Source organism: Sphingobium subterraneum, assembly GCF_014199435.1.
GTDB lineage: Bacteria > Pseudomonadota > Alphaproteobacteria > Sphingomonadales > Sphingomonadaceae > Sphingobium > Sphingobium subterraneum.
In genome coordinates this window covers 1-22,897 of record NZ_JACIJP010000011.1, presented here as the reverse complement: position 1 = coordinate 22,897, position 22,897 = coordinate 1, and the positions used below count along the sequence as shown (strand labels likewise).

The 22,897-nt window shown below is 61.4% G+C and carries 21 protein-coding genes; 13 read left to right on the top strand and 8 right to left on the bottom strand.

Annotated features, from left to right (window positions below):
- Positions 1-6: 6 nt before the first annotated feature.
- From FHS92_RS17000 to FHS92_RS16990, 3 genes are read left to right on the top strand one after another with little or no spacing between them, the layout of a single operon-like run.
- Positions 7-759: a multiubiquitin domain-containing protein gene (locus FHS92_RS17000; RefSeq protein WP_184081876.1), complete on the top strand. Its 753-nt coding sequence runs from the start codon at positions 7-9 to the stop codon at positions 757-759.
- A complete protein-coding gene (locus tag FHS92_RS16995) occupies positions 734-1,918 on the top strand; it encodes a ThiF family adenylyltransferase (RefSeq protein ID WP_184081875.1) in 1,185 nt (394 codons plus the stop codon). The genes FHS92_RS17000 and FHS92_RS16995 overlap by 26 nt, the downstream gene beginning before the upstream one ends.
- On the top strand, positions 1,915-2,376 hold the full coding sequence (locus FHS92_RS16990; protein WP_221231133.1) for a ubiquitination-like system serine protease family protein: 462 nt from the start codon (positions 1,915-1,917) through the stop codon (positions 2,374-2,376). The genes FHS92_RS16995 and FHS92_RS16990 overlap by 4 nt, the downstream gene beginning before the upstream one ends.
- A gap of 32 nt (positions 2,377-2,408) precedes the next feature.
- Here the strand turns inward: FHS92_RS16990 and FHS92_RS16985 are convergent, their stop codons facing one another.
- The 4 genes from FHS92_RS16985 to FHS92_RS16970 form a co-directional block, all read right to left on the bottom strand.
- A complete protein-coding gene (locus tag FHS92_RS16985) occupies positions 2,409-3,143 on the bottom strand; it encodes an RES domain-containing protein (protein WP_184081874.1) in 735 nt (244 codons plus the stop codon).
- Complete coding sequence (locus FHS92_RS16980; protein WP_184081873.1) at positions 3,140-3,553, bottom strand: MbcA/ParS/Xre antitoxin family protein; 414 nt, start codon at positions 3,551-3,553, stop codon at positions 3,140-3,142. Before FHS92_RS16980 ends, FHS92_RS16985 begins: the two co-directional genes overlap by 4 nt.
- 58 nt (positions 3,554-3,611) lie before the next feature.
- A complete protein-coding gene (locus FHS92_RS16975; RefSeq protein WP_184081872.1) occupies positions 3,612-7,850 on the bottom strand; it encodes a strawberry notch-like NTP hydrolase domain-containing protein in 4,239 nt (1,412 codons plus the stop codon).
- A gap of 74 nt (positions 7,851-7,924) precedes the next feature.
- Positions 7,925-8,833, bottom strand: coding sequence for a DUF7146 domain-containing protein (locus tag FHS92_RS16970; RefSeq protein ID WP_184081871.1), 909 nt, complete (start codon positions 8,831-8,833; stop codon positions 7,925-7,927).
- 137 nt (positions 8,834-8,970) lie between these two features.
- Here FHS92_RS16970 and FHS92_RS16965 point away from each other — a divergent pair, with 137 nt between their 5' ends.
- On the top strand, positions 8,971-9,555 hold the full coding sequence (locus tag FHS92_RS16965; protein WP_246352087.1) for a lytic transglycosylase domain-containing protein: 585 nt from the start codon (positions 8,971-8,973) through the stop codon (positions 9,553-9,555).
- Here FHS92_RS16965 and FHS92_RS16960 read toward each other — a convergent pair.
- The 3 genes from FHS92_RS16960 to FHS92_RS16950 form a co-directional block, all read right to left on the bottom strand.
- The gene (locus FHS92_RS16960; RefSeq protein ID WP_221231132.1) at positions 9,520-9,891 is read right to left on the bottom strand and encodes a hypothetical protein; all 372 of its coding nucleotides are present in this window, start codon (positions 9,889-9,891) and stop codon (positions 9,520-9,522) included. The genes FHS92_RS16965 and FHS92_RS16960 overlap by 36 nt on opposite strands.
- 11 nt (positions 9,892-9,902) lie before the next feature.
- Positions 9,903-11,141 carry a DUF3775 domain-containing protein gene (locus FHS92_RS16955; RefSeq protein WP_184081869.1) on the bottom strand — a complete coding sequence of 413 codons (1,239 nt, stop codon included), beginning with the start codon at positions 11,139-11,141 and terminating at the stop codon, positions 9,903-9,905.
- 243 nt (positions 11,142-11,384) lie between these two features.
- Positions 11,385-12,671 carry a tyrosine-type recombinase/integrase gene (locus tag FHS92_RS16950; protein WP_246352089.1) on the bottom strand — a complete coding sequence of 429 codons (1,287 nt, stop codon included), beginning with the start codon at positions 12,669-12,671 and terminating at the stop codon, positions 11,385-11,387.
- A gap of 496 nt (positions 12,672-13,167) precedes the next feature.
- On the opposite strand from FHS92_RS16950, the gene FHS92_RS16945 reads away from it, so the two are divergent.
- From FHS92_RS16945 to FHS92_RS16935, 3 genes are all read left to right on the top strand, one after another.
- Positions 13,168-13,902: a topoisomerase DNA-binding C4 zinc finger domain-containing protein gene (locus FHS92_RS16945; RefSeq protein ID WP_184081868.1), complete on the top strand. Its 735-nt coding sequence runs from the start codon at positions 13,168-13,170 to the stop codon at positions 13,900-13,902.
- Between the two features lie 201 nt (positions 13,903-14,103).
- Positions 14,104-14,367: a hypothetical protein gene (locus tag FHS92_RS16940; protein WP_184081867.1), complete on the top strand. Its 264-nt coding sequence runs from the start codon at positions 14,104-14,106 to the stop codon at positions 14,365-14,367.
- A 4-nt stretch (positions 14,368-14,371) separates the two neighbouring features.
- Positions 14,372-15,052 (top strand): nucleotidyl transferase AbiEii/AbiGii toxin family protein, encoded by a 681-nt coding sequence (locus tag FHS92_RS16935; protein ID WP_343056759.1) that lies wholly within the window; start codon positions 14,372-14,374, stop codon positions 15,050-15,052.
- Here FHS92_RS16935 and FHS92_RS16930 read toward each other — a convergent pair.
- A complete protein-coding gene (locus tag FHS92_RS16930; RefSeq protein WP_184081865.1) occupies positions 15,049-15,555 on the bottom strand; it encodes a hypothetical protein in 507 nt (168 codons plus the stop codon). The genes FHS92_RS16935 and FHS92_RS16930 overlap by 4 nt on opposite strands.
- Before the next feature lie 433 nt (positions 15,556-15,988).
- Between FHS92_RS16930 and FHS92_RS16925 the strand changes: the two genes are divergently transcribed.
- The 6 genes from FHS92_RS16925 to FHS92_RS16900 all read left to right on the top strand — a co-directional run bounded on the left by FHS92_RS16925 (position 15,989) and on the right by FHS92_RS16900 (position 22,844).
- The gene (locus FHS92_RS16925) at positions 15,989-16,180 is read left to right on the top strand and encodes a helix-turn-helix transcriptional regulator (RefSeq protein ID WP_087910441.1); all 192 of its coding nucleotides are present in this window, start codon (positions 15,989-15,991) and stop codon (positions 16,178-16,180) included.
- Between the two features lie 41 nt (positions 16,181-16,221).
- Entirely contained in the window at positions 16,222-16,737 is a 516-nt protein-coding gene (locus FHS92_RS16920; RefSeq protein WP_184081864.1) for a hypothetical protein, read from the top strand.
- Positions 16,738-16,872: 135 nt separating this feature from the next.
- Entirely contained in the window at positions 16,873-17,313 is a 441-nt protein-coding gene (locus tag FHS92_RS16915) for a hypothetical protein (RefSeq protein ID WP_246352085.1), read from the top strand.
- Complete coding sequence (locus FHS92_RS16910) at positions 17,310-19,130, top strand: type IV secretion system DNA-binding domain-containing protein (protein ID WP_184081863.1); 1,821 nt, start codon at positions 17,310-17,312, stop codon at positions 19,128-19,130. Before FHS92_RS16915 ends, FHS92_RS16910 begins: the two co-directional genes overlap by 4 nt.
- On the top strand, positions 19,130-21,877 hold the full coding sequence (mobF, locus tag FHS92_RS16905) for a MobF family relaxase (protein WP_184081862.1): 2,748 nt from the start codon (positions 19,130-19,132) through the stop codon (positions 21,875-21,877). The genes FHS92_RS16910 and mobF overlap by 1 nt, the downstream gene beginning before the upstream one ends.
- Before the next feature lie 220 nt (positions 21,878-22,097).
- Complete coding sequence (locus tag FHS92_RS16900) at positions 22,098-22,844, top strand: ArdC family protein (RefSeq protein WP_184081861.1); 747 nt, start codon at positions 22,098-22,100, stop codon at positions 22,842-22,844.
- Positions 22,845-22,897 lie beyond the last annotated feature (53 nt).

The window sequence follows — 22,897 nt, the reverse complement described above, 5'->3', positions numbered from 1 at the left end:
TCAAAAATGGCTACCCCTGAACTTCCTGAATTCGATGATGTCGGCGATGCCCTGCGCGAAGGCCGGAGCCTGCGGCCCGCTCGGGCCTATCGCTTCCAGTTCGCCCTCGAAAGCCTCGAGTTTCGCGCGCTCACCGTCGCCGATCCGATCCCGCTGGGCCGCCAGGTGCTCGAAGCGGCGGGGCTTGAACCCGACCGAGGTTACAGCCTGTTCGCGATCCTCCCGACCGGCGACTTCGAGGACGTGCGCCTCGACGAACCTTTTGACCTCAGCACCGCCGGCGCCGAGCGCTTCGTCGCCTTCCTCACCGATCGCGAATTCAAGTTCCAGGTCAACGATGACCAGCAGCGCTGGGGCAAGCCCGCAATCAGCGGTCGCATCCTCAATCAACTCGCTGAGCCCGGGCCCGAAGAGGCGGTGTTCCTCGAAGTGCGTGGCGGAACCGACGTCCTCATCGAGCCGGCGATGCTGGTCGACTTGAGCGCGCCCGGCATTGAGCGCTTCTACAGCGCCCCGCGCCCGCCGGTCGAAATCGAAATCATCGTCAACACGCGTCCGCGCCTGGTTCGCGGTCCGACCGTGACCTTCGAGCAGATCGTCGAGCTGGCCTTCCCGGGTCCGCACGAAGCCAACGTCGTGTTCTCGATGACCTACCGCAAGGCGGCCTCCAAGCCGCACGCCGGGGAGCTGAGCGCGCACGGTTCGGTCATCATCAAGCAGGGGACGATCTTCAATGTCACGCGCACTGTTCAGTCGTAACGCCGATCTCGCGAAGCTGCGCGAGGAAGGCTATTTCGTCCAGATCGTCGGAGGGTTCCTCGTCATGCGCGAGGTGCCCTACGTCGATGCCCACCGCAAGGTGCGCAAGGGCACACTTATCTCGAGCCTAGCCTTGGCCGGCGACCAGACCCGGCCGCCCGACACCCACGTCATTCATTTCGACGGAGACTACCCTTGCTTCGCCGATGGCAAGCCGATCGCGGCGATCGCCCACCAGACCGCGCACTTCCAGCTTGGCAATGGGCTCACAGCGGAGCACGCCTTCTCCAGCAAGCCTGAAGGAGGGTATCGCGACTACCACCACAAGATGTCGACCTATGCTTCGATCATCTCGGGACCTGCCGCGGTAATCGACACCACGCTCTCGCCGCGCCCCCACCGCGTGATCGACGATGAGGAGGACGCTGAGAGCGTTTTTAACTACGTCGAGACGGCGTCGGACAGGGTCGGGATCGGCGCGCTCACCGCCAGGCTCGCGGGGCACCGCATCGCGATCATCGGCCTCGGCGGGTCGGGAAGCTATATTCTCGACATGCTGGCTAAAACGCCGGTAGCGGAGATCCGCATCTTTGATCCTGACGAGTTCCTTCAGCACAATGCCTTTCGTGCCCCTGGGGCGCCGAGCCTTGACGACCTGCGCGACGCACCGCTGAAGGTCGACTATTTTGCGGCCATCTACTCGCGCATGCATCGCGGCATAACCGCGGTGCCGAATGCGATTACAGCCGAGACCATCGATCTGCTCGAAGGCATCGACTTCGCGTTCCTAAGCCTTGACGCAGGTGAAGCGAAAGCCGCCCTCGTAGAATGGCTTCACGCACGCGGAGTTGGTTTCGTCGATATTGGCATGGGCCTGGAACTCGGCGAACAGGGCCTCAGTGGCATCTTGAGGGTTACGACCAGCACTTTGGAGAGCCGGACCAAGGCCGGCCCGCATAATCGAATTCCCCTCGCCGGCGGCGGGGCCGGGGACATCTACGCCTCGAATATCCAGGTAGCCGACCTCAACGCCCTCAACGCCGTCCTGGCGGTTATCAAGTGGAAGAAGCTGTGCGGATTCTACTGCGACCTCGAGCGCGAACATCATTCGACCTACACGCTCGACGGCAACATGCTGCTCAACGAGGACCAATCATGATCCGGTATACCGAACTCGAACATCGCTTCGTGAAAAGTTTTCCCGAGCCGCTCGTACCTGGGATTCTTTACGTATCGATGGAATACGGCAGCGTAGCGCACAGCTGCTGCTGCGGCTGCGGCGCGGAAGTGGTGACGCCGCTGACACCAACAGACTGGAACATCACCTACGACGGCGAGGCTATTAGTCTTCACCCTTCGGTCGGCAACTGGACGCTGCCGTGTCGGTCGCACTACGTAATCCGCCGAGACAAGGTGATCGCTGCGCCGCCCTGGTCGGATGCACAAGTCGCGGCTGAGCGGCAACGAGACCGCAGAGCCAAGGCTCGCTACTTCAGGCAGGCGGATCCCTCGGCTGTTGCTCAGCCCGGCCCGGAGACGCCCGCCGCGACCCCGTCCGCACCTCGGCCGCCAGCCAGTTGGTGGCAACGCATGCTCAACTGGTGGAAGGCAACCTAGCCAAGCGCAGGCTCGAAAGCCAGCTCATGCGGTCAGACAGGATCGGGCGGCAAATCGACGATCCGGAAAACAGCTCCCGAACCGGCATCGCGGACAAGGTCTACACGTTCGCCATCCCAGTGATAGTCGAGGTGGCGCCCCTGCAAAGGATTTGACGCACAGTCCGGGTAGAAGAGTGCGACGCACTCCCCACCAAGATGCCGGATGCTCGGGTAGACAATGCCGTCGGATTCTGCGCCCCTGAGATTCGCAGCGAGAGCTTGAGATGCCGCGTAGCTATCAGTGTCCAGCATCGGGGCCGGTTCCGCAGCTGCGGATCTAAGATCATGTAGGTCTGCATCGACCGCCATGACGATCTCCCGGAACTGCGAAGTCCAGCCAGGCGCTTCCTTTGTCCGTGCCATGAAGCGGGCATGGTGGTGGATCGTCTCGAACAGTGCGGTTTCAAACCGGTCCCCGACGTAGAGCACGCCGTAGCTGCCATCGGTAAAGCGGCTTGGCCGGTCGGTGCTGACATGGGTGAACGGCGCCATGAGGTAGGAAGCGCCGTGGCCGCCGACGCGGCGGTCGACAGGGACCAAATCCAGATTGCCAATCGTCGCCATGATGCGGGGATTGGTCTTCTGCTCTGCCGAGATCAGCAGCGGCCAGTCGGCTGGATCAGCGATGTCCTCAAACAGGTCGATCGGTGGAAAAGCACTGCGGATGATCCTGATAGCGCCCTTCCACTCAACTCGAGAAACGGGGATATCCGCCGTTCCGCTCACCAGCCACCGCGCTCGGCGTCGAGGTAGCGGCGCACCCGCATGATGTCGGTGAGTTCGCCCCCGAGCATCACATCGAGCGCGCTGGATCCGCCAAAGGCATCGTTAGCCGACCTGATCCAGGAATAGCCGCGGGTTGCCTCCGAGAAGATGATCCGAAGCGCCTTGTGGATGCCCATGATGTTGGAGAGACGCGCACGCCCATCACGCGAAACACGCCCGGGGCCTTCGGCCTTCCAGCGGCGATAGGAGCGCACTGGCATGTCGAGCAGTGTTGCCGCCTGCTCGTCGGTCAGCTCCCATTTGCCGAACAGATTGAGGACCGCCCGGAACATGGCAGCTGCCTCGTCCTGGGTGATCGGATCCGCACGGAAGGCAGGAACGGCAGTATCAACGGGTTGCAAAGCCAGCATGGCAAATCTCCATATGGCATCATATATGCCAGTTAATGCCATGTGGCAATGAAGGTGTCTATGCTGCCAATCTGGCGATCACGCTCGCTGCACCGTCGATCGGAACGAACAGCCGGGTCTGGTAACGGATGATCTCGGTGAAGCAGCCTTGCGCCTTGTACCAGTCGAGGCGAGCTGCACTCCATCCGGTAAGTTCAATTCGCTGTGAGCCATTGACCAGGCTGCGCTTGACCATGAGCTGCTCACGACCGGCGAATTCCATGGCTCGACCGGTCGCCAGGACGGTCTGGATGATGTCATCAGCGGAGCGCGTTTGCTCGCGTTCCAGACCCAGCGCCCGGCACAGTTCCGGAACACAATGGACAGGAACCTCCCGGCCAAGCAACGAGCGGCCGTCCGTAGCGGAGATTCGGCTCACTCTCACGAAATCCGAAGGAAGCTTGTCCCAGACCGGCAGCAGGAGCCCCGTCGCAAGATAGAGGCGCTCGCGTTTGTGGCTGGTCCGTGCTTCCTCGACTTCGGCTACCCAGGCTTCTCGGAAAGCGTCGACGGAAATGCCTTCCCAGCTGCTCTCAGCCAGCTGATCCTCGGTGATGTGGCTGCGCTTCAGCGGGCGCAGCAATTCGAAACGGGACACGCGGGTGCCGTCATCGGCAAGAATGCTGCGGGCGGGCACGAGCAAGGCGACCCGGCCCGAGCGGGCGTTCCGAACAGTTCGCTGCCGTTGCCCAGCGAGGCCGTAGAGCTCCTCGAGTCGCTTCAGCGTCAACGGCTTCACGGCCCGGGCGATTTCCAGTTCCAGCAGATGGGTTGTTGCGCCCGAGGCAGGATCGGTGCGTAGCAGCGTGTCCGAGTGGACTGTGAAGTCCTCGACCGCGATGATTTCAAGGCCGAGATCGAGCGTCCCGGCCTGGCGGGCGGCATCAATTCGCGCCTCGACCAGCCCCATGAACTCATCAAAGATCGCGTTCTGCAGGGCGATCGGCAACGCGAGGATGCGATTGAGCCAGCGCTGGATTGACGGCAGGTCATCGACCATCGACCCGTCAGGAGCTTCGATCCTGAGGCCTGTCAGCTCCTGGAAGCGCCCGAGGCTGACCGCTTCGAGCTTGCCGGTGAACAGCAGGCCGAACCAGCGGTGGAGCGCTTCCTTGGCGTAGATGCTTTCGAGATTATCGGCGGGATCGAAGAGGTTCTGGCCGCCGGTCTGGCGCTGCCCGCGCGTCAAGGCACCGAGGCTGTCGAGGCGACGTGCTATAGTCGAGATGAACCGGCGCTCACCGCGTACATCGGTCGTCACCGGTCTGAACAGCGGGGCCGAAGCCTGGTTGGTGCGATTGGTGCGGCCAAGCCCCTGGATTGCTGCGTCTGCCCGCCAGCCTGGCTCGAGCAGAAAATGGACGCGGCGAGCCTGGTTCTTGGCGGCCAGATCAGCATGGTAGCTGCGCCCGGTCCCCCCGGCGTCGGAAAAGACCAGGATGCGCTTGGTGCCGTCCATGAAGGCCTGGGTTTCAGCGACGTTGGCGCGCGGCGACCGGGATTGGAGTTTCTGACGACCGTCACGGCCGACGATGAGCCGGCGCGTCCGGCCAGTCACTTCCGCCACCTGGTCGACGCCGAAGCGTTCGATAATGGCATCAAGCGCGGTCGCGATCGGCGGCAAGGCGCAGAGCTGTTCGATCATCCGGTCGCGCGCGGCGAGTGCTGATCGGCACAACACCGGCACGCCTAGTTCGTCGCTCATAGGCTCAGAGCGTGGATTGCCGTTTTCATCGGTGAAGACGGCCATCAGCCGGACAGGAAAGCTCTTGGCGAGGTAGTCGATCACATATTCCCGCGGGGACAGATCGATCTCCAGCGCTTCGCGTTCCTCGTCCGAAAGGTCAGCAAGCCGGCGGTCGAGCATGGCTTCTGCTGTCGAGACCAACTGGACGACTGCCGCGTGTCCGTCAGCAATCGCCGCTTCGATTGCTGGAAGCAGGCTCGGGAGCTTCATCGACAGAAGCAGCTGCGCGAAGAATCGCTGCTTGGTTCCCTCGAAGATCGACAGCGCTGCAGACTTGGCACCAGAGTTGAGCGTCCCTCCACTGTCTGCGTCGACAATACGGGTGGCTTCAAGCGCTTCACGCAGGTTGGCATGGATAATCGCCCAAGCCTCAGCATAGGCATCGTAGACCGCGATCTGATCATCGGTCAGGCAATGCTCGAGGATCTCGTACTCGACACCCGCGAAGGAGAGCGCGCGAGCGGTGTATAGACCGACCGACTTGAGATCGCGCGCGACCAGTTCCATCGCTGCGATTCCGCCGTCACGAATGTCGGCCACGAAGGCCTCACGATTGGCGAAAGCGGTCTCCGGCCCCCAGAGGCCGAGGCGCGTGGCATAGGCCAAGTTGTTGACGTCGGACGCGCCCGTTGCCGAGGCATATAGCACCCGCGCGCGGGGCAGGAGGTTTTGCAGGCGCACTCCAGCGATACCCTGCTCCGATCCCTTGACCTTGCCGCGCGATCCTTCCCCGCCAGCGGCATTGGCCATGGCGTGCGCCTCGTCGAACACGATAACACCGTCGAAGTCGTCGCCCGCCCAAGCCAGGATCTGATCGAGGCGGGTTACATCGTTTCGGCCCGAACGCAGGGTCGGGTAGGTCACGAAGAGAATGCCCTCTCGCATGGCGATGGGGCTGCCGAGTTTCCAGGAAGCCAGAGGCTGGATGTCGATCGGCAGACCACCAAGCGCAGCCCAGTCGCGCCGGGCATCTTCTAGCAGCGCCTCGTTCTTCGAAATCCAGATATGGCGGGGTTCCCCGCGCACCCAGCGATCGAGAATGACGCTCGCAACCTGACGGCCCTTGCCGGCGCCTGTGCCATCGCCAAGAAAATAGCCCTGGCGATAGACCTGGCCCTCCGCCGATGCCTTGAGAGAGCAGCCTTTATCCTCCGGCTCGAACCGCCCGGGAAGATCGCGCGCATGGGCGCTTGAAGCGTAGATGAGCGTCTCTGCCTGGGCAGCAGACAGCAGGCCCTTGGCGACCAACCCTTCGGGTAGCTGCGGCACAGCTTCGGGCATCGGTGCAGCGATCGAGCCCATGGCGACGGACTCAACGAGCGGTGTCGGATGCTCGGCCGCACCGTCGATCACGATCCTGCTGGGACGATAGGGCAGATAGTGCCCGACCTGGGGCGCAAGCGGTGCAGGTACTTCGAGTGACTGGTAGGTCAATGCGCAGATGACCGTCGGCGCTGCAGGGGTAATCCTTGCCGGTATCGGCAGCGACCTGTGTGACGAGACGACCAGTCGGAACGGCGTACGCGCCGGAAGACTTGATTGATCGGGAGCAGTTTGCATGCCCCCCTTGGCGGGCACGGCATCGACAAGATCGACAAGGTGACCAAAGTCGTTTGTGCGCTCAATGACGGGTTCGGCAGAGCCCTCGACCTTGTCCAGGACCAGTAGTCGTGTGGTGATCCCAGTGCCGTGCTTCACGAAAGCACGTTCGACCGCGGCATTGAGCCGCAGCGAGACTGGCCCCTTCAGCCCCGCCATAAACCTCGCGCAATCGAACCATTCGGGCATGATCGCGACAAGCCGACCGCCCGACGCCAGACGATTCCAGGCCGACCGCAGGTGGCGCAAGCCGGTGCGACTATCGTGCCCTCGCTCGATGCCGTGCGAATAGGGCGGATTCATCAGCACAACGCTCGGGCTGATGGCGGGATCGAGCAATTCGTCGATCAGTTCGGCGTCATGGCCGGTCACTCGGGCGGCCGGGAACAAGGCAGTCAGGCAGTCGCGGCGCAGCGGCGAAATTTCGTTGAGGGCAAGGCGCAAGCCAGCCTTGGCTGCCCAGACCGCGAGCATCCCCGTTCCGGCCGAGGGTTCCAGGACGAGCTCGTCTGCTACTAGGGCGCAAGCCCGTGCGGCAAGCCAGGCAAGGCGCGGCGGGGTCGCGAACTGCTGCCATTCGATCTGTTCGTCGCTGCGATTGGTCTGGGTTGGAAGCTCGGATTCCAGCGCCGTAAACATCCGGTCGGCGTCGGCCGCCGAAGCGGTAAGGTCGATCCGGGCGTTGGCCTGCAGGTATTCGGTCTGAGCCAATTCCAACGCGAGATGCGCATCGCGCACCGACCAGCGCCCCTCTGCGTCTGTGCCCCCGAAATGATCGGTGAGAAGCGTATGCAGTTGCCGACGCGTGATCGGTTCACCGGATGCCATGCTTGCGGCGATGGTGCGAGCGACCAGCAGGGCCAGCGGTTCAGAGGGTGGGGGAAGCAAGAGAACGGGAGCAGAGCTTGGCATTTGGAACCTCCTGACGAAGCCCAGTCCACTTGCCGGGCTTCATCAGGCCAAAGGCCTTCTCCCCTCTTTCTTCGTCAGGACTTGGACCGCAGCCATGCTTGCAAGGCGTCGTTCCAATCTTTCCCGGGACCGCGCGGACGACGCGTGACGATCGTTCGGCTCTCACAGGCGTAGGCGCTGCGCGCGCGTTCCTCGGCAAGGTCGCCGCCTGCATCATGGTCGACGAACAGGTGCAATTCGCGCACGCTTTCCGGTATCGACACGAGGCCAAAACGCTCATTGCCGAGCGAGGCCCAGCAAGGGATCTGGGTTAAGGCCTTGGCGGCGAGCGCGCTCTCGATACCTTCGGCAAGGCCGAGCCGCCCATCAACGGGTTCGAAGAGACGAACCGCGCCCGATGCCAAGCTTCCGAGTGCGCGCTTGGGATTGTCGAAGGGGACGACTGCGGGCCTTACCAGATTGAGAAACGTGCGGTGAATGGCCACCAAACCATGATCCATGGTCACTGCGGCGATCAAAGCAGGCAAGTACTGCGTGTTACCCTTCGGGCCGAGCGGGGTGCGAGGGTGAAATCTTAGGGCGCGAGAGACAGCGCGAATGCCGCGGGCCTCAAGATAGGCCTTCGCGGGGGTATCACCGATTGGCGTCGCTTCGCGCCAGATCCGCTCTGCAAATGCGCGGTGGGCGGGCTTGTCGGCATTGGCGCATCCACCGACTTCGGCGTTCCCTGAAAACATGCTCGCCGGCGAAACACCTCGTCCGGCGAGCGCCGTCAGGACCTGATCCTGGCTGCAGCCCGCGAAACAGTGAAAGAGGATGGCGCGTCGGCCCAAAGTTACGCCGAGCGAGGGCGTTCGATCATCATGGGCCGGGCATCGCGCCATGCCTTTGGCGCCGGACCAATGGCCGCCGAGCTCCTCGCAAAGCTGCTTTGCCACTGAAGCAAGGGACGAGTTGGTAGGACTGGATAACACGGGGGACATGTGGGGCTCCTCAGGCTCAAAATACCGCCCCCTTGCGAGCGACCTCTCCTCCCAGTCGCGCGCGCAAAACACTTTCCTACACCTTTACGTTCACCATACGTTCCATCTCGATTCGAAACAATGCGGCGAGATGGAAGATGATCAGATTTGGAATGATCGGCATGCTCCTGATGACCGTTCCGGCGGTGCAGGCCTCAGCCCAGGCAGACGCGCCATCCTTCGCGATATTCGAACATCGACCCTCATCGACAGTGGCTGAGCCTGCCCAACCCACCGTTGCGGCACAGAGTGGAATGGATTGGGGGCCAAGCAAGACAGCACCCTCGTTTCGCGAGGCAATCTACACGGCGAATGTCCGAGAGGCAGAGCTCCGATACAGTCTCCCCTCAGGCTTGTTGCAGGCGCTGATCTGGACGGAATCGCGGTTCAACCCGATGGCGATCAGCCCCGCTGGCGCGGCGGGGTTAGCACAGCTGATGCCGGGCACTGCTCGTTATCTCGGCGTTGCGAATCGGCATGATCCCGTCGCGAGCATCGATGGCGGGGCACGTTACCTCAGAGAGATGCTCGACAAGTTCGGGCAGATCCATCTCGCGCTTGCGGCCTACAACGCAGGGCCTGGAGCGGTTATCCGTGCCGGCGGCATTCCCCGAAACAACGAAACGCCAAGCTATGTCCGCAGCGTTCTAGACAGATGGCAAGCAATTAGCTCGCGCATCTGAAGCGTGTTTGTATAGCAGTTCCGCGAGATCCTCAAGGATGGCGCGGTATCCTGACTCGATGACCTTGAAGAGCGCGAGGACCGCTTTGATGTCGTCGGCGGCGCCGATCGGCGCCCTGGCCTCGATGTTCGCGACGATCTGCGCGATGGCATCCTCGCGTGCCGCCTCGGCCTTCGCATTCGGATATTCGAAGAGTGGCAGGCAGCCGCGCTTTAGCAGCGACACCAGCGTGTCGATCTCGTCGGATCCCAGCGGGATCGCTCTGAGATGCGACAGCAGTGGCTTGACGTCCTTCTTGGCGAAGGCCTCGCGGACGATCTTCTCTCGCAGCTCCATCGAACGTACCATCACTCCGCAGGGCGCAGCGAATCGCGCATCTGTGCAACCTTCTTGCCGAGCGCGGGCTGGCCGATGCGCCGCAATCCGGCAGCCAGTCCGTTGATGAAATTCTTCTTCGACAGGATGTGATGGAAGAGTGCGTAGCGCTCCTTGGCGAGACGGTGCGCCTCCAGCGTCGTCTCCAACAGACGAGGATATTCTTCTCCGAAACGCCGGTCGCGACCGACATAGAAGATCGTCTGGAGATCCGCGAACTCCTCGACCGTCAGCTGCTCCATCGCGGCTTTGTTGAGCGTGCTCATCTTGTCACCGTACCGCATCACATCGTCGAAGCTGATGCTGGCGGCGTTGACCACGCGCGGCGGCGTACTGGCAGGCTTCGGCGGATTGGCGTCCAGCCACAGCGCGACGATTTCGAGGATCTTCGCCTCTGACAGATGCAGCAGATCGCTCTCGACCTCGATCAGGTTCTTCAGCTCGCGCGACGCCTTTATGGCATCGAGCGCCTTCGAGAAGCTTTTACTCGAAAGCCCGAATTGCGCCATCGCATCCGCCTTGCGCTCCAGAAAGGCCTCTTCGGCCCAGCTCGGTTTTGGGCCGACGATCTGGGCAATCGCGATCAGATCCGATCGAGAGCATTCCGCGGTCCTCGTGCCTGAGACATGCTCCTGGCCGAGCCGGGCCACGCGCTCCATCAGCCGGTCCAGAATGTCCCTTAGCTCCCGCACGGAGGCCTGAATGAGCGGCAAGTTGACGACGGCCTGCTCGCCGAGGCTTTGTTTGCCGTCGCGATGTTCGAAATAGCGCAGTTCCTGTCCGTCAATGTCCTGCTTCATGAAGCTCTCGACGAACGGCTTGAGCTCCGCCAGCTGTTCGCGGCACGCCCGGTCGCCGATGCGCTGCTCACTGAGATGCACCCAGTAGGCATGGAGATCATGGTCGACCGGCCCCTCTCGCGTGCGCGCCATGCCGAGCGCGCCAAGCTCGCGAAGGACATATTTCAAGGCCAGCTCCAGACCGTGCCGGGCGTTGAAGAGGATCGGCATGGCAAGCGTGTCGCGGCTGCCGAACATTTCCTTTTCCAACAGCGTATCGACCAGCAGTTGCGCTGCCTGGAGATAGCCTTCGACGTAGTTGATCTCGTCGCCCTGCTTTCCGATGCAGGCATTCCAGTCGCCGTCGTTAAGCACCTCAAAAAAAGGATCTGTGACACTGCCCTCCCGCAAGAGGTCGCCCATCTCCGGCATATCTCTATCGCTCCCGATCACGCGACTTGGTTCGGTAGCGATCCGGCCGTGTCTCGTTGTCTGCACTCCGCTCGCGCGTTTGTCCTTCGCCCGCGGCAGGCTCGACAATATGATCTCGGGGGGGAGGGCTGTCAAAGCGTCCGAATTAAACAGCACTTGAGCGAGTTTTGCCCGACTGCATAGTTCTCAGCAGCATCGCATCCTAAAGAGGTCGGGTTTTGGCACAAGCTGACGTTTCGCAGTTCATTCGGGAGCGACCGTTTTGTCCCAATTCCTGCTGGGCCTTAGGCGCTCAGAGTCTCGTCCGCCTCTTCCCGCAAACGCGCCCTTGGTGACTTTTTCCCCCTCTCGGATTGTATCGAGATAATCGCTCCACCACTGGGCCATGCGAACCCGTTCTTCCCAGTGCTTGCCGCGGTGATAGACACCGCGAACGGCATTGCTATCACCATGGGCCAGCCCCCTTTCGATCGCGTCGGGGTTCCAAAGACCGCTTTCATTCAGCATCGTGGAGGCGGTTGCTCGTAGCCCATGAGCGGTCACCTCATCCTTGGTGAAGCCCATCCGGCGGAAGGCGGCATTCAAGGTGTTCTCGCTCATTGGGCGAACCGAAGCACGGGCCGAGGGAAAAACATAACCTTCGGTGCCGACCATCTCGGCAAGCTCTTTCAGGTAGCCAACCACCTGCTTCGAGAGCGGAACGGCATGAGGGCGCCGTGACTTCATCTTGCCTTCAGGGATGCGCCAGACACCGTCTTCAAGGTCGATCTCCTTCCATTCGGCATGCCGCAGCTCGCCAGGCCGCACAAAGACGTGAGGGGCGATGAGAAGAGCGTACCTGGTGATGAAGTTGCCTGTGTAGTCCTGGATCGCTCGTAGCAGCGCGCCAAGCTCCTTGGGTTCGAGAATCGCGGCGTAGTGCTTTGCCTTTGGCGTGATCAATGCCCCACGAAGCATCGACGTCGGGTCGCCTTTGCAGCGCGTGGTGGCAACGCCATACCGGAATACGCGGCTCGCAAACGACCGGGTCTTCTTCGCGGTCTCGTGCTTACCCTTGGCCTCGAGCCGCTTGAGGGGAGCGAGCACTTCAAACGGCTCGATCTCGTCGATCGGTCGGCTGCCAATCGCGTCCACCAGTTGCTCGAGGAAGAAGTTGGCCTTCACGATGGTGGCATCTGCCCTGCCACTCTGCACCATCATCTGATCGATGTACTCCCGCGCCACTGCCTCGAAGGTCTGGGCGGAGAGGAATTCGGCGCGAATCTTCTGCTTGCGCTTTTCCATCGCCGGGTCGCCGCCGGACGCGATCTTGTGCCGCGCCTCATAGGCTGTCTGCCTTGCCTGTTTGAGGCTGATCTCGGGGTAGGCACCGATCGACAGCTTCTTTTCGACCGGGCCGATCCGGTAGCGGAATCGCCAGAGTTTGCCGCCGGCTGGGGAGACCTCGATGTACAATCCGCGGTCGTCAGCAACCTTGTAAGGCTTGTCCTTTGGCTTGAGTGCTCGAAGCCGAGTCTCGGTCAGCGGCATGTGCGGGCCTTTTCCCGATGTGGTTTTCGCAAAGGCCCGCAAAAGGCCCGCAAAAATGTGCGGAACCCCCGAGAAAAGGCGGGACGATCCGGCACGATCCAAGGGCCAATTCCCTTGGATTTCTGCGGGTTTAATACACTTTTTGGGATGTTCCGAGAAGAACAAATGGTGCCCAGAAGAGGACTCGAACCGCTCTCAGAATGTCGCAAAACTGCGAGAATCTTGACCTTGGTTACTTAAGTGAGGCCCCCGTCGGTGCCCCCAGAATGAATTTTTACCAGAGGATTTGGGTCCCATCCTCGAAAAAGTCTAATGATTTCAATAGGTGTCTTTTAACGCAGAACGCGTCTGATTTCCAGCAAATTTGCATGGCCGACCAGCTCCAATGCGATGCATTTGGGGCGGTGGTGACCAGCTCCGAAAATGGGATGCTAAGTGAAACGGTAATCAACTCTGCTACAATGCTGCTCGCTGCATTGAGGAGGAGAATTGGCGTTTGCTTATCGCACCTGAAGATCCCGGTTCCGAAACCATTCGGGTGCCTGTCCTCAAGGTCTTTGACGGCGATGGCTTCCTAACCCGTATCGACAACCCGCGACGGCGGGCGAGCTTTGAAGTGACAATCAGGCTGGGGTTCATCGACGCGCCGGAAATGGAGCAGCCTGGCGGCATCGAGGCGCGTGACTTCCTTCAATCGCTCATTGGCGGAAGGCATGTCGATCTGGCCATTCTGATAAAAATGGACACTGGCGGCATTGTCGATCGCCACAAGCGGATCGTAGCCGTGCCCTATTTGCAGATGGATCAGAGCAGTGGTGCCAGCGGTCCGGCTTCCCGGCCCGGCCAGTTCTTTCGCGGGCTGACTGCACCATCTTACCGCAACATCGAGTTAGAAATGATCCTCAATGGATGGGCATGGGTGCTTGATCGCTACGGCCCCGATGAAAGCTACTTCGATGCGCTGGAAGATGCTCAGCGAAATCGGCGCGGCATCTGGAGAAATGACGACAACGTTCACCCGTGGGAATTCAAGAAGCAGCGTTACAGGGCTCGTCGGGCGAAACCAAAGCCTGCTCCCCAAACGCCGCTCTTCGACGTGCCTGAGACGGCAATGTTTTGCCCGATGGAAGGTTGCGATGGCCAGCTCGTCGAGAAGAGCGGGCGTTTCGGGAGTTTCCTTGGATGCTCGAATTTTCCGAGGTGCCGTCACTCGCGCAATTTGAATGGATGACTGGAGTGAGCTCTAAGGGATCGCAGCGATGTCCGAGCGCGTCTACAATCGAGGGGCTTTTATCCCGCAAAACGCGATTTTTGAAAAATGCGGGATAAATCGCGGATTGGCCCTCCGCGTTCTTCCTATGTTCGAACATTCTTGTTTTGCTAACGCATGAAGCGTATATTCTCACCCTGAGATCGATTCCGCAGGTTTAAGATGAGCAACCTAACTGCACAGGTTCTGGCAACGGTGAACGCCCCCTATGGGGCGAACCTTTCCGCTCATCAACTCGCTGCGCTTATCGCTGACCCATCGAGTGTGGCAACGTGTGACGCAAGCGTCTTCGCTTTTTTCTCAGAGGTGACACCAGCGGCCCAGAAAGCCTTCATGGCTGAAATGAAGGTCAATGAGGATATGGCGAAAGCTGTCGCCAGTAAGTTTTCCAAGATGGCTGGGTACTCGCTGCCTCTGGCAGCCTGAGAAAGTGATCTCGCCTCGACAGCAGCCGAGCCAATGGCCGCTTTTATTTGATTTGGCATCCGACATCATCGCGCGAACCACCGAAGCCGTAGGCCGCGAGCCAGATTGGTCTTTCGGAGGTGGGACGGCATTGATGCTCCAGATCGATCATCGCGAGAGCCATGACATCGACCTCTTCATTTCCGATCCCCAATTCCTCCCTTACCTCAATCCCGAGACGCAGGGGTTTGAGCTCGAACGAATGCCGGACACCTACGAAACAGACGGCGCAGGTTCCCTCAAACTGATCTTCGAGGACATCGGCGAAATCGACTTCATTTGCTGCGCCGACATTACGCCAGAGCCATCACAGGTCAGTGAGCTACGGGGGCGAACAATCCGGCAAGAAACTCCGGCAGAGATAGTTGCGAAGAAGGTCTACTATCGCGGTGCATCGATGCAGCCACGCGATATGTTCGATATCGCGGCCACCAGCGAAAAGCTGGGCCAGGACTACGTGATCAATGCCTTCCGCGAATGCGGGATTGATCGATGTAAGAATGCCCTTCGAGCTGCGGAGAATATGAAGCCTGACTTCGCTAGCTCGATCATCAAGCAACTCATGTACCGCGATCATAACGGTCACTTGGTTGAGGAAGCGCAGGCGATTACGGTGCAGCTGTTGCGTGCAACGCTAGGCGCCTAGGGCTCCCCTCGCTCAGCCCCAATATCCGCCCATTCAAGAACCAGCTTGTCACCCTTCACACGCGGCAAGGCCTTGCGTGGAATGAGCTTCCCGCGCACCTCGAAGTCGGAAGTTATCTTGACCAGAAACACCATGCTGAAATTCCGTCTGAGGTTCAGCGTGACCCGGTCATTGCTCTTGAAGGGCGTGATTGTCTTGACCTCGACCAGGTCATTGCCGAGCCGTCCGTCAGATCCTTGAGCGTAGTTGCGGTGCAGCTTGATGCCGTGCGTGATCGCCCCGTAGAGTTCTCCGATATCGCCATACACCTGCAGGTGCTTGCCCGTGTGCATGTGATACTGCTCTGCGGTGCAGATCAGGTCCTCGAATATCGAGACGAGCGACAGATCGGCATTGGGATATTTTGCCCGCCATTCCTTGTACTGGATTTGCTCATTGATCTCATCCCAGCTGATCCATTCGCCATCATCCCAGATGGCATTGTCCGGCCCAAGTTGCTGCATCCCAAATCCGCTAACGTGTAAAGATTTTCGCGTTTTCTTTGCATGTCCACATCAACGTGCAAAGCGAGAGCGCGCTTGCTTGTCATATCGGCTCAAGCTGCGATTCGCGTGAAAGCCGGTCTCCCCCTGTACCAGAACCGTAGAATCGGTCCTGCATTGGCCCGGAGCGGACACCAGCGGGAAAAATTCTTTCAGTCCCGGACTGTCCATAGCGATCCAACAACGTCCACTCGCCAATGCGGAACGGAAAATGTTCTATTTTTGTTCTTTCCTACATCATTGCGATTCGCATAGCATTGCGCGCGTCACCGAAGCTTGGTGGCGCTGAGTTGAACGTCTTATCGCACGGTTCGCAACGGCAATTTGAAGGACAACCCATCGTCGTGGGGGAACACGGCTTCGGTGACAGAACCTTGAAGCAAAGGAATCTGTCGTGCCGAATACTGAACTACTCACCTGCCATGAGGTCATGCGCCTGACTGGCATTCGCAGCCGGACAACGATCTGGCGACGCATCCGCCGAGGTGCCTTTCCTCATCCCATCGACATTGGCGGCGGACGTATCCGCTGGCGTTCCACTGACATCGAGGAGTGGATCGAGGCCCTCCCCCTGCGCAGCTATTGACCCCCCAAGGCGGGCAATGGCCCGCAGAAAGCCAATCCCCCATGTCTATCCTTTCCCTGATCAACGCGGCCCTGCAGAAGCATGGCTGGCTGATCGCTCGCCTTCCTAGCGACGACGAAGAACGTGCGGCCCAGCTCGTCCAATTGCTCGTTGAAGACAATGCCGATGGGCGCGCCCGTCGCCACACATTGCAGCCCTGGCTCTGGTACGAACGCCCGGTCCGTGAGCGGTTTGAGGGACAAGATTGTTGCCTCACTGTCGAGGGCCCGATCTACAGGAGCCGGGACGGAACCGGGTATCCGCTCGGCAGCCAGCTTCGCACCGAATTCGGGTGGCTGGACCTCACGCCAGAAGAGACCAACCGGCTCGCAGATGAAGTCCGGTCAGCGATCGACTTCGCATTGCTTCGCTGGTTCATGAGTCCCGAAATGGCGGACCGCCAGTTGCCTTCGCGCCAATCCCGCGACCGCTACTTTGACGACGATGTCGCACGCAATCTGATCCTGTCTGCGACGCCTCCAGCGGCAAGCATGGAGCAAGACGCACATGCCAATTGACCGGAGAAAGACTGGAGACAGAAGGGGCCACGATACTGCGTATCGGACCCGTAATTTCCATACACACCCCACGCACGTGTGCATCAAGGAATTCTGCGGTTTCTGGAGCGCGCGGATAGCGCGCTCGCTCAGGCAATGCGTTCAGACCCTCGCAATTCTGACATTTCCGGAGCGCGCTTCGAGCGCGCGCTGGAGGTGGTGATGGCGAGCTATGTCAAGCGCACCATCCGCCTTAATCCTTCGCAGGCACGGTCGCTGTCCGGCATCGCCGACCGGCGCGGATTGTCGGAGTATGCGATGCTCCTGAAAGTGATCGACGCGGGCTTTCTTTCGGTCCTGCACGGCACCGACAAGGAAACCGATCTCGCCGAACTGGCGTGCGAGATCGGGGCGATATCGGAGCGCCTCGCCGAGGCCGAACGGGTGCTCGACCGCACCCTGTTCACCGCCTGTGCGGCCTACGCTTACGCCCGCCATGCCGCGCTGGGCACGAAGAAATCCGACGAGACAATTGCAGCCGAAGCGCGCGCCGCATTCGAGCGCCAGCGCTCGCTCGCCCTGGAGATTGAGCCATGACCATGGGAGTAGATTTTGTCACCCGCGCACATGCCCTCTGGCGTGTGCGCATGGCGCAATGGCAGCAGCGCTTCGGCTTCTTTTCGAAGCTGATCCTTGTCTCAACCGGAGCCGGGGCGATCATCGCGCCGCAGTTCATGATGCTCCCCGCAGAGCTCAAGGTTGCAGGCCAGTGCCTCGGTGCAAAGCTGCTCGCCATGATCGGCGATATGGCGGGCAAGGACATGATGATGAACGTGTCGATGGAGGGCAAGCACTGGACGGTTTCCGCGTCAGGCTTTGCTTCCGATCCGTTGATTGCCGGAACACTCTGGAAGGCCGTGAAGGCATCAAGCGGCGGGGCACTGCTAGGCCTCGTTATTGGTGCGCTAGCGGTCTGGCTGATCCAGCGCACCATGTCCGCACAGGGCAAGGATACGCTTGCCGACCGGGTCATTGGCGGCACCCGAATGGCGGATGAAGAAGATGTCGCTGCACAGACCACTTTGCTCTGCGGCAGGGATGCCTTGCGCATCGGCCCGGTTCCCGTTCCACGCCGGATCGAGACCCGGCACTTTGCCTTTCTCGGCACTACCGGCAGCGGCAAGACCACGGCCCTTCGCCAGATGCTCGACGGCATCGAAATGCGCGGCGAAGCGGCGCTGGTCTACGACACATCGGGCGAGTTCATCGCCCATTATTACAAACCCGCGCGCGGCGACATCATCCTCAATCCCTTCGACGCGCGCTGCGCCTTCTGGACGCCCTTCGACGAGATATCGCACCCCGCCGATGCAGACCGGATTGCGCGTCAGCTTGTTTCGGAAACCAGCAGCCAGGATGATGATGTCTGGCTCGAAACAAGCCGCATTCTTGTCGCCAACATGATCCGCTCGCTCTGGGCGGAAAAGAACTGCAGCCTCGAAGCCCTGCTCGAAGCCTTGCAGGTCAAGGACAAGGAGCAGTTGAAGGAGTGGCTGGGACATACGTCGTCGGCCCGCACCTTTGCCAACGATGCTGACCGTGCCACCGGCAGTGTGCTGTTCATGCTCGCCAAGGCGGCAAACCTGATCCAATTCCTGAAGGTCGAAGATGAGGGAGAGGACCGCTTTGCCTTCCGCGACTTCATCGCGAAGCTGGACGAGTGCGAGGGTGCAAAGCCGTGGATCTTCGTCCCCCGCAAGGAAGACTACTTCGAAGCGTCCAAGCCACTCATGGCATGCTGGCTCGAATGCGCGGCGAGTGCGGTGCTGGGTCTGTCGCCATCGCCAGACCGCCGTATCTGGTTCGTGCTCGACGAGCTGGCCGACCTCCCCCGTGTCGAGAACCTTGCACGGCTGCTGCCCGAAGGCCGCAAGTTCGGCGCGGCGATCGTGCTCACCTTTCAGGCGCTCGGTCAGATGCGCAATCGCTACGGTGCCAACATTGCCGAGGCCATGCTTGCCTGCTGCAACACCAAGCTGTTCCTGCAAACGGTCGATCAGGAAACCCGCAAATGGGCGAGCGAGACCATCGGCCAGTGCGAGGTGGAATTGCGTGTCGCCACCGATACGTTGTCGATTGGCAGTGAAGTGCCGCGCACGACTATTGCTACCCAGCGCCAGTTCCGCCCCGCCGTGCTCGAAAGCGAACTGAGGCTCAGTCCGCATCAGGGCTACCTGCTGCTTCCAGATGGCCTGCCAGTCGCGCGTATCGGTCTTACCGCCGATCACATCACCCGGCGTGGCGAGCCTCGACAGCCCGGTTACGTTCCAGGCGATCCATCAGGCACACTGTGGAGCCGGGTCAGCGAGATCGCGAAAGGTGCCGAGCCCGACGCGAAGCCGGGACCGGTTTGATGGTCGCCTCGGTCTCGGCGCTGTCGAGTGCCAGTCAGGCGGCGAGCTACTACGAAGCCGACGATTACTATGCCGAAGGCGGCATGGCACCGTCCGAATGGTTTGGCGAGGCAGCGGAAAAGCTGGGCCCGTCGGGCGAAGTCGATCGCGAGAAGTTTGCCGAATTGTTGGAAGGGCGCGTTGCCGGGCAGCAACTCGGCACCACGCGAGATGGTAAGGTAGAGCACCGGCCGGGCTGGGACATCACCCTGTCTGCGCCCAAGTCGGTCTCGATCATGGCCGAGGTTGCCGGAGACAAGCGGCTGATCAAGGCGCATGGCGCGGCGGTGAAGGTGGCGCTCGCCCATGTCGAGAAGCACTTGGCGGCAACACGGATCAGGCAGGGCGGCGAGGTCCGGCGCGAGGCGACCGGCAATCTCGCCATCGCCACCTTCCGCCATGCCACGAGCCGGGCACAGGACCCGCAGCTTCACACCCACGGCGTTATCCTCAACGCCACGCAGGACAAGGATGGCAACTGGCGCAGTCTTGAGCCGCGTGCCTTCTACCAGCTGCAAAAGGAGATCGGCGCGATCTACCGGCAGGAACTGGCACACGGCGTTGCAGCGCTTGGTTATCGGATCGAGACAGGGAAAGACTCGATCTTCGAGATCGCAGGCGTTCCGGAGAAGGCCATTGATGCGCTGAGCCAGCGCATCGCAGCTATCGATGCCCGACTTGCTGAGCGCGGCACGAGCCGTGCGGAGGCGAGCGCTGCCGAAAAGCAGATCGCCGCGCTCGATACGCGCGAGGCCAAGTCCCATGCCGATCATCGCACCTTGCGCGCCGACTGGCGGGCGACTGCCGATGCCAACGGGTTCGACAAGACAGTGCGAAACAGGCTGATCGGTGAAGCGAGAGAGCGGACTAAGACCAGCGAAGCAGCCGCCAGCCCGGAATTGCTGGCACGGCAGGCGGTCGAATGGGCTGCTGCCAAGCTGTCCGAACGCGAAGCAGTCTTCCCGGCCAGCACACTGGCGCGCGAGGCCGGAGACTTTGCCTTCGGTAAGGCCGGGCACGCCGCAATCAGCGCAGCGATTGCCGAGGCCGGAGAACGCGGCGAGCTTGTCCCGCGCGCTTTCCTGGACCGGCGCGGCGCGGAGTTTGCCGGGTTTACTACCTCGCAGGCCATCGAAGCCGAGCGAACCATGCTGCGACTGGAGGAAGCCGGGCGCCGCATGGCGCAATCGCTCGCCAGTCCGGTGGCAGCAGCACGGACCATCGAGCGCGCTGCACGGCAGTCGGCACGATCCGGCTATGCCTGGACCGAAGGCCAGAAGCGGGCGACCGCAGACCTGCTCACATCGCGGGACCGGATCACCGCAGTTCAGGGCTATGCCGGAACGGCCAAGACGACCACCGTTCTTGCCACCTATGCCCGTGAGGCCACGCGGCATGGATTGGCCGTGACTGCGCTCGCGCCGACCGCATCGGCAGCAACCGTTCTCGGCGAAGCGCTCGGTTTGCGAGGCGATACGGTAGCGCGGCATTTGTTGGCACCGCAGGCGAAGACTGCAGGCAAAGAGGCCGTCTGGATTGTCGACGAAGCCTCGATGCTCTCGGCCCACGACATGGCGAAACTCTTGACCCGTGCCGACAAAGCCGGAGCACGGCTTGTGCTGGTGGGCGATGTGAAACAGATCGGTTCAGTAGGTGCTGGCGCAGCCTTCGCTCAGTTGCAGCAGGCAGGTATGGCGACCGCGAAGCTTGCCGAGGTGGTCCGGCAGACCAATGCCGATACGCGCGAAGCCGTCATAGCCTCAATCGAAGGTCATGCGGGCAAGGCCCTGGCTGCGCTTGAACGTGGCGGCGGCGAGGTGATCGAAGGCGAAACACCGAACGAGCGCCTTGAAGCGATGGCGCGGCACTATATGGCCCTGACGCCAGCAGAGCGTGCGCGAACGCTGGTCATTGAGCCATCGCGCGAAGGCCGGGACAGGCTCACCAGCATGATCCGCGCGAAACTGACCGGGCGTGGCGAGCTTTCAGCGGAAGCCGTGCGGTTCGATGCTTTGGAGGCGAAAGGTCTTACCCGCGCCGAAGCTCGCGAGGCGGCCAGCTATGCCATCGGCGATATTGTCCGGTTCAACCGCGACTATGCCGCCAAGGGCGTGCGCCGGGGCGAAAGCTTCTCGATAGCCGCCGTCGATCCTGAGCGCGGGCGCATTGCCCTGGAAGGCCGCGATGGACGCTTGCTGGACTGGCATCCTCGGCAATGGGGCGCTGGAAAGGCCGAGGTGTTCGAGCCGAAACCGATGGAGCTGCGCACCGGCGACCGCGTGCAGTTCACCCGCAACGACCGCGAGACCGGACGGGTCAATGGCCTTGGCGGCACCATCGCCCGGATCGATTCTCACCGGGGCCAGGCAACTGTGAAGCTCGCCAATGGACGCGAGCAGAAGCTCGATCTGTCCAATCCGCGCGATGCCCACTTGCGCCACGCCTATGTCCAGACCGCACACGCCGCACAGGGCCAGACCGCCGAGCGGGTCCTGATCCACGCCGACAGCCGCTCCACCAATCTGGTCGATCAGAAGATGCTTTATGTCGCGCTGTCGCGCGCCAGGGCCGAGGCGGTGGTTGTTACCGACGACAAGGACCGGCTTGTCCGCGCAATCCACGAGCGCGCTGGCGAGAAGCAAACGGCCATGACCGCGAGTACTCCCGAGGCCGTCAAATCAAAGGGAATGGGTGCTGGGTTGGGCTGATCAAGAGCCTTGGCGGCGGCAGGCCATGGCGTCCTTCGCCCTACCGTTGGAATGAACTGCTCCTCTTCGACAGGCCGTGCCGGGCGGATCAACAGCCTGCCCGCTCCATTCGGGCTGAAGCCCTCCCGTGTTGCCTGTTCCGCGTAACCGCTGACCCGCCCGGCCATTCCGGCCCGTCCCTTCATCCGCGTTCCCAACGATTGGACGAAGGATTTTCACCATGGCCAGCACCACAACCGCCAGCATCTACGATACAATCACCAACCAGATCATCACCGCCCTTGAACGCGGCACCGATACTTTCTCACTCCCTTGGCATCGCAGCACCGTACCGCTTTCACGCCCCGTGAATGCGGCGACCGGGAAAGCCTATCGCGGCGTCAACGTACTCGCCCTTTGGGCCAGCGCCGAAGCGCAGGACTTCGGGCACGGTCTCTGGGCGACCTATCGCCAGTGGCAGTCACTTGGTGCCCAGGTTCGCAAGGGCGAGAAGGCTTCGCCCATCGTATTCTACAAGGTACTCGACAAGCGCGATGACGATCAGGCCGAGGAAAGAGGCAGCTCGACCCGCATCTTCGCGCAGGCCTCGCACGTGTTTAACGCCAGTCAGGTCGAGGGTTACGCCCTGCCCGAAGTACCGGATGGCGAAGACTTCGACCCTATCCTGCAGGCGGACGCTTTCGTTTCTGCCACCGGTGCCAGCGTGCGCATCCATGGCGACAGCGCCCACTACACTCCCGCGACCGACACGATCACCATGCCAGACCGCGAGCGGTTCTTCGCAACGGCCAGCGGCAGCGCGGCGCAGAACTGGTACGCAACCTTGATGCACGAGCTCATCCATTGGTCTGGCGCTGACCACCGTCTTGCCCGGACCTTCGGCAAGCGGTTCGGTGACGATGCCTATGCCATGGAAGAACTTGTGGCCTTATCTGGACAGTCTGCGCCGCCCGCAACATTGCAGTAAGGTCGGCGATGGACGCCCACGGTAGGCAGTTATCAGGCTGGCCGTAGCGCTGA

Coding starts and splice junctions, on each gene's coding strand:
- FHS92_RS17000 (WP_184081876.1), top strand. CDS start 7: ATGGCTACCCCTGAACTTCCTGAATTCGATGATGTCGGCGATGCCCTG.
- FHS92_RS16995 (WP_184081875.1), top strand. CDS start 734: ATGTCACGCGCACTGTTCAGTCGTAACGCCGATCTCGCGAAGCTGCGC.
- FHS92_RS16990 (WP_221231133.1), top strand. CDS start 1,915: ATGATCCGGTATACCGAACTCGAACATCGCTTCGTGAAAAGTTTTCCC.
- FHS92_RS16980 (WP_184081873.1), bottom strand. CDS start 3,553: ATGCTGGCTTTGCAACCCGTTGATACTGCCGTTCCTGCCTTCCGTGCG.
- FHS92_RS16975 (WP_184081872.1), bottom strand. CDS start 7,850: ATGCCAAGCTCTGCTCCCGTTCTCTTGCTTCCCCCACCCTCTGAACCG.
- FHS92_RS16970 (WP_184081871.1), bottom strand. CDS start 8,833: ATGTCCCCCGTGTTATCCAGTCCTACCAACTCGTCCCTTGCTTCAGTG.
- FHS92_RS16965 (WP_246352087.1), top strand. CDS start 8,971: ATGATCAGATTTGGAATGATCGGCATGCTCCTGATGACCGTTCCGGCG.
- FHS92_RS16960 (WP_221231132.1), bottom strand. CDS start 9,891: ATGGAGCTGCGAGAGAAGATCGTCCGCGAGGCCTTCGCCAAGAAGGAC.
- FHS92_RS16955 (WP_184081869.1), bottom strand. CDS start 11,141: ATGCCGGAGATGGGCGACCTCTTGCGGGAGGGCAGTGTCACAGATCCT.
- FHS92_RS16950 (WP_246352089.1), bottom strand. CDS start 12,671: ATGCCGCTGACCGAGACTCGGCTTCGAGCACTCAAGCCAAAGGACAAG.
- FHS92_RS16940 (WP_184081867.1), top strand. CDS start 14,104: ATGAGCAACCTAACTGCACAGGTTCTGGCAACGGTGAACGCCCCCTAT.
- FHS92_RS16930 (WP_184081865.1), bottom strand. CDS start 15,555: ATGCAGCAACTTGGGCCGGACAATGCCATCTGGGATGATGGCGAATGG.
- FHS92_RS16920 (WP_184081864.1), top strand. CDS start 16,222: ATGTCTATCCTTTCCCTGATCAACGCGGCCCTGCAGAAGCATGGCTGG.
- FHS92_RS16915 (WP_246352085.1), top strand. CDS start 16,873: ATGCGTTCAGACCCTCGCAATTCTGACATTTCCGGAGCGCGCTTCGAG.
- FHS92_RS16910 (WP_184081863.1), top strand. CDS start 17,310: ATGACCATGGGAGTAGATTTTGTCACCCGCGCACATGCCCTCTGGCGT.
- mobF (WP_184081862.1), top strand. CDS start 19,130: ATGGTCGCCTCGGTCTCGGCGCTGTCGAGTGCCAGTCAGGCGGCGAGC.
- FHS92_RS16900 (WP_184081861.1), top strand. CDS start 22,098: ATGGCCAGCACCACAACCGCCAGCATCTACGATACAATCACCAACCAG.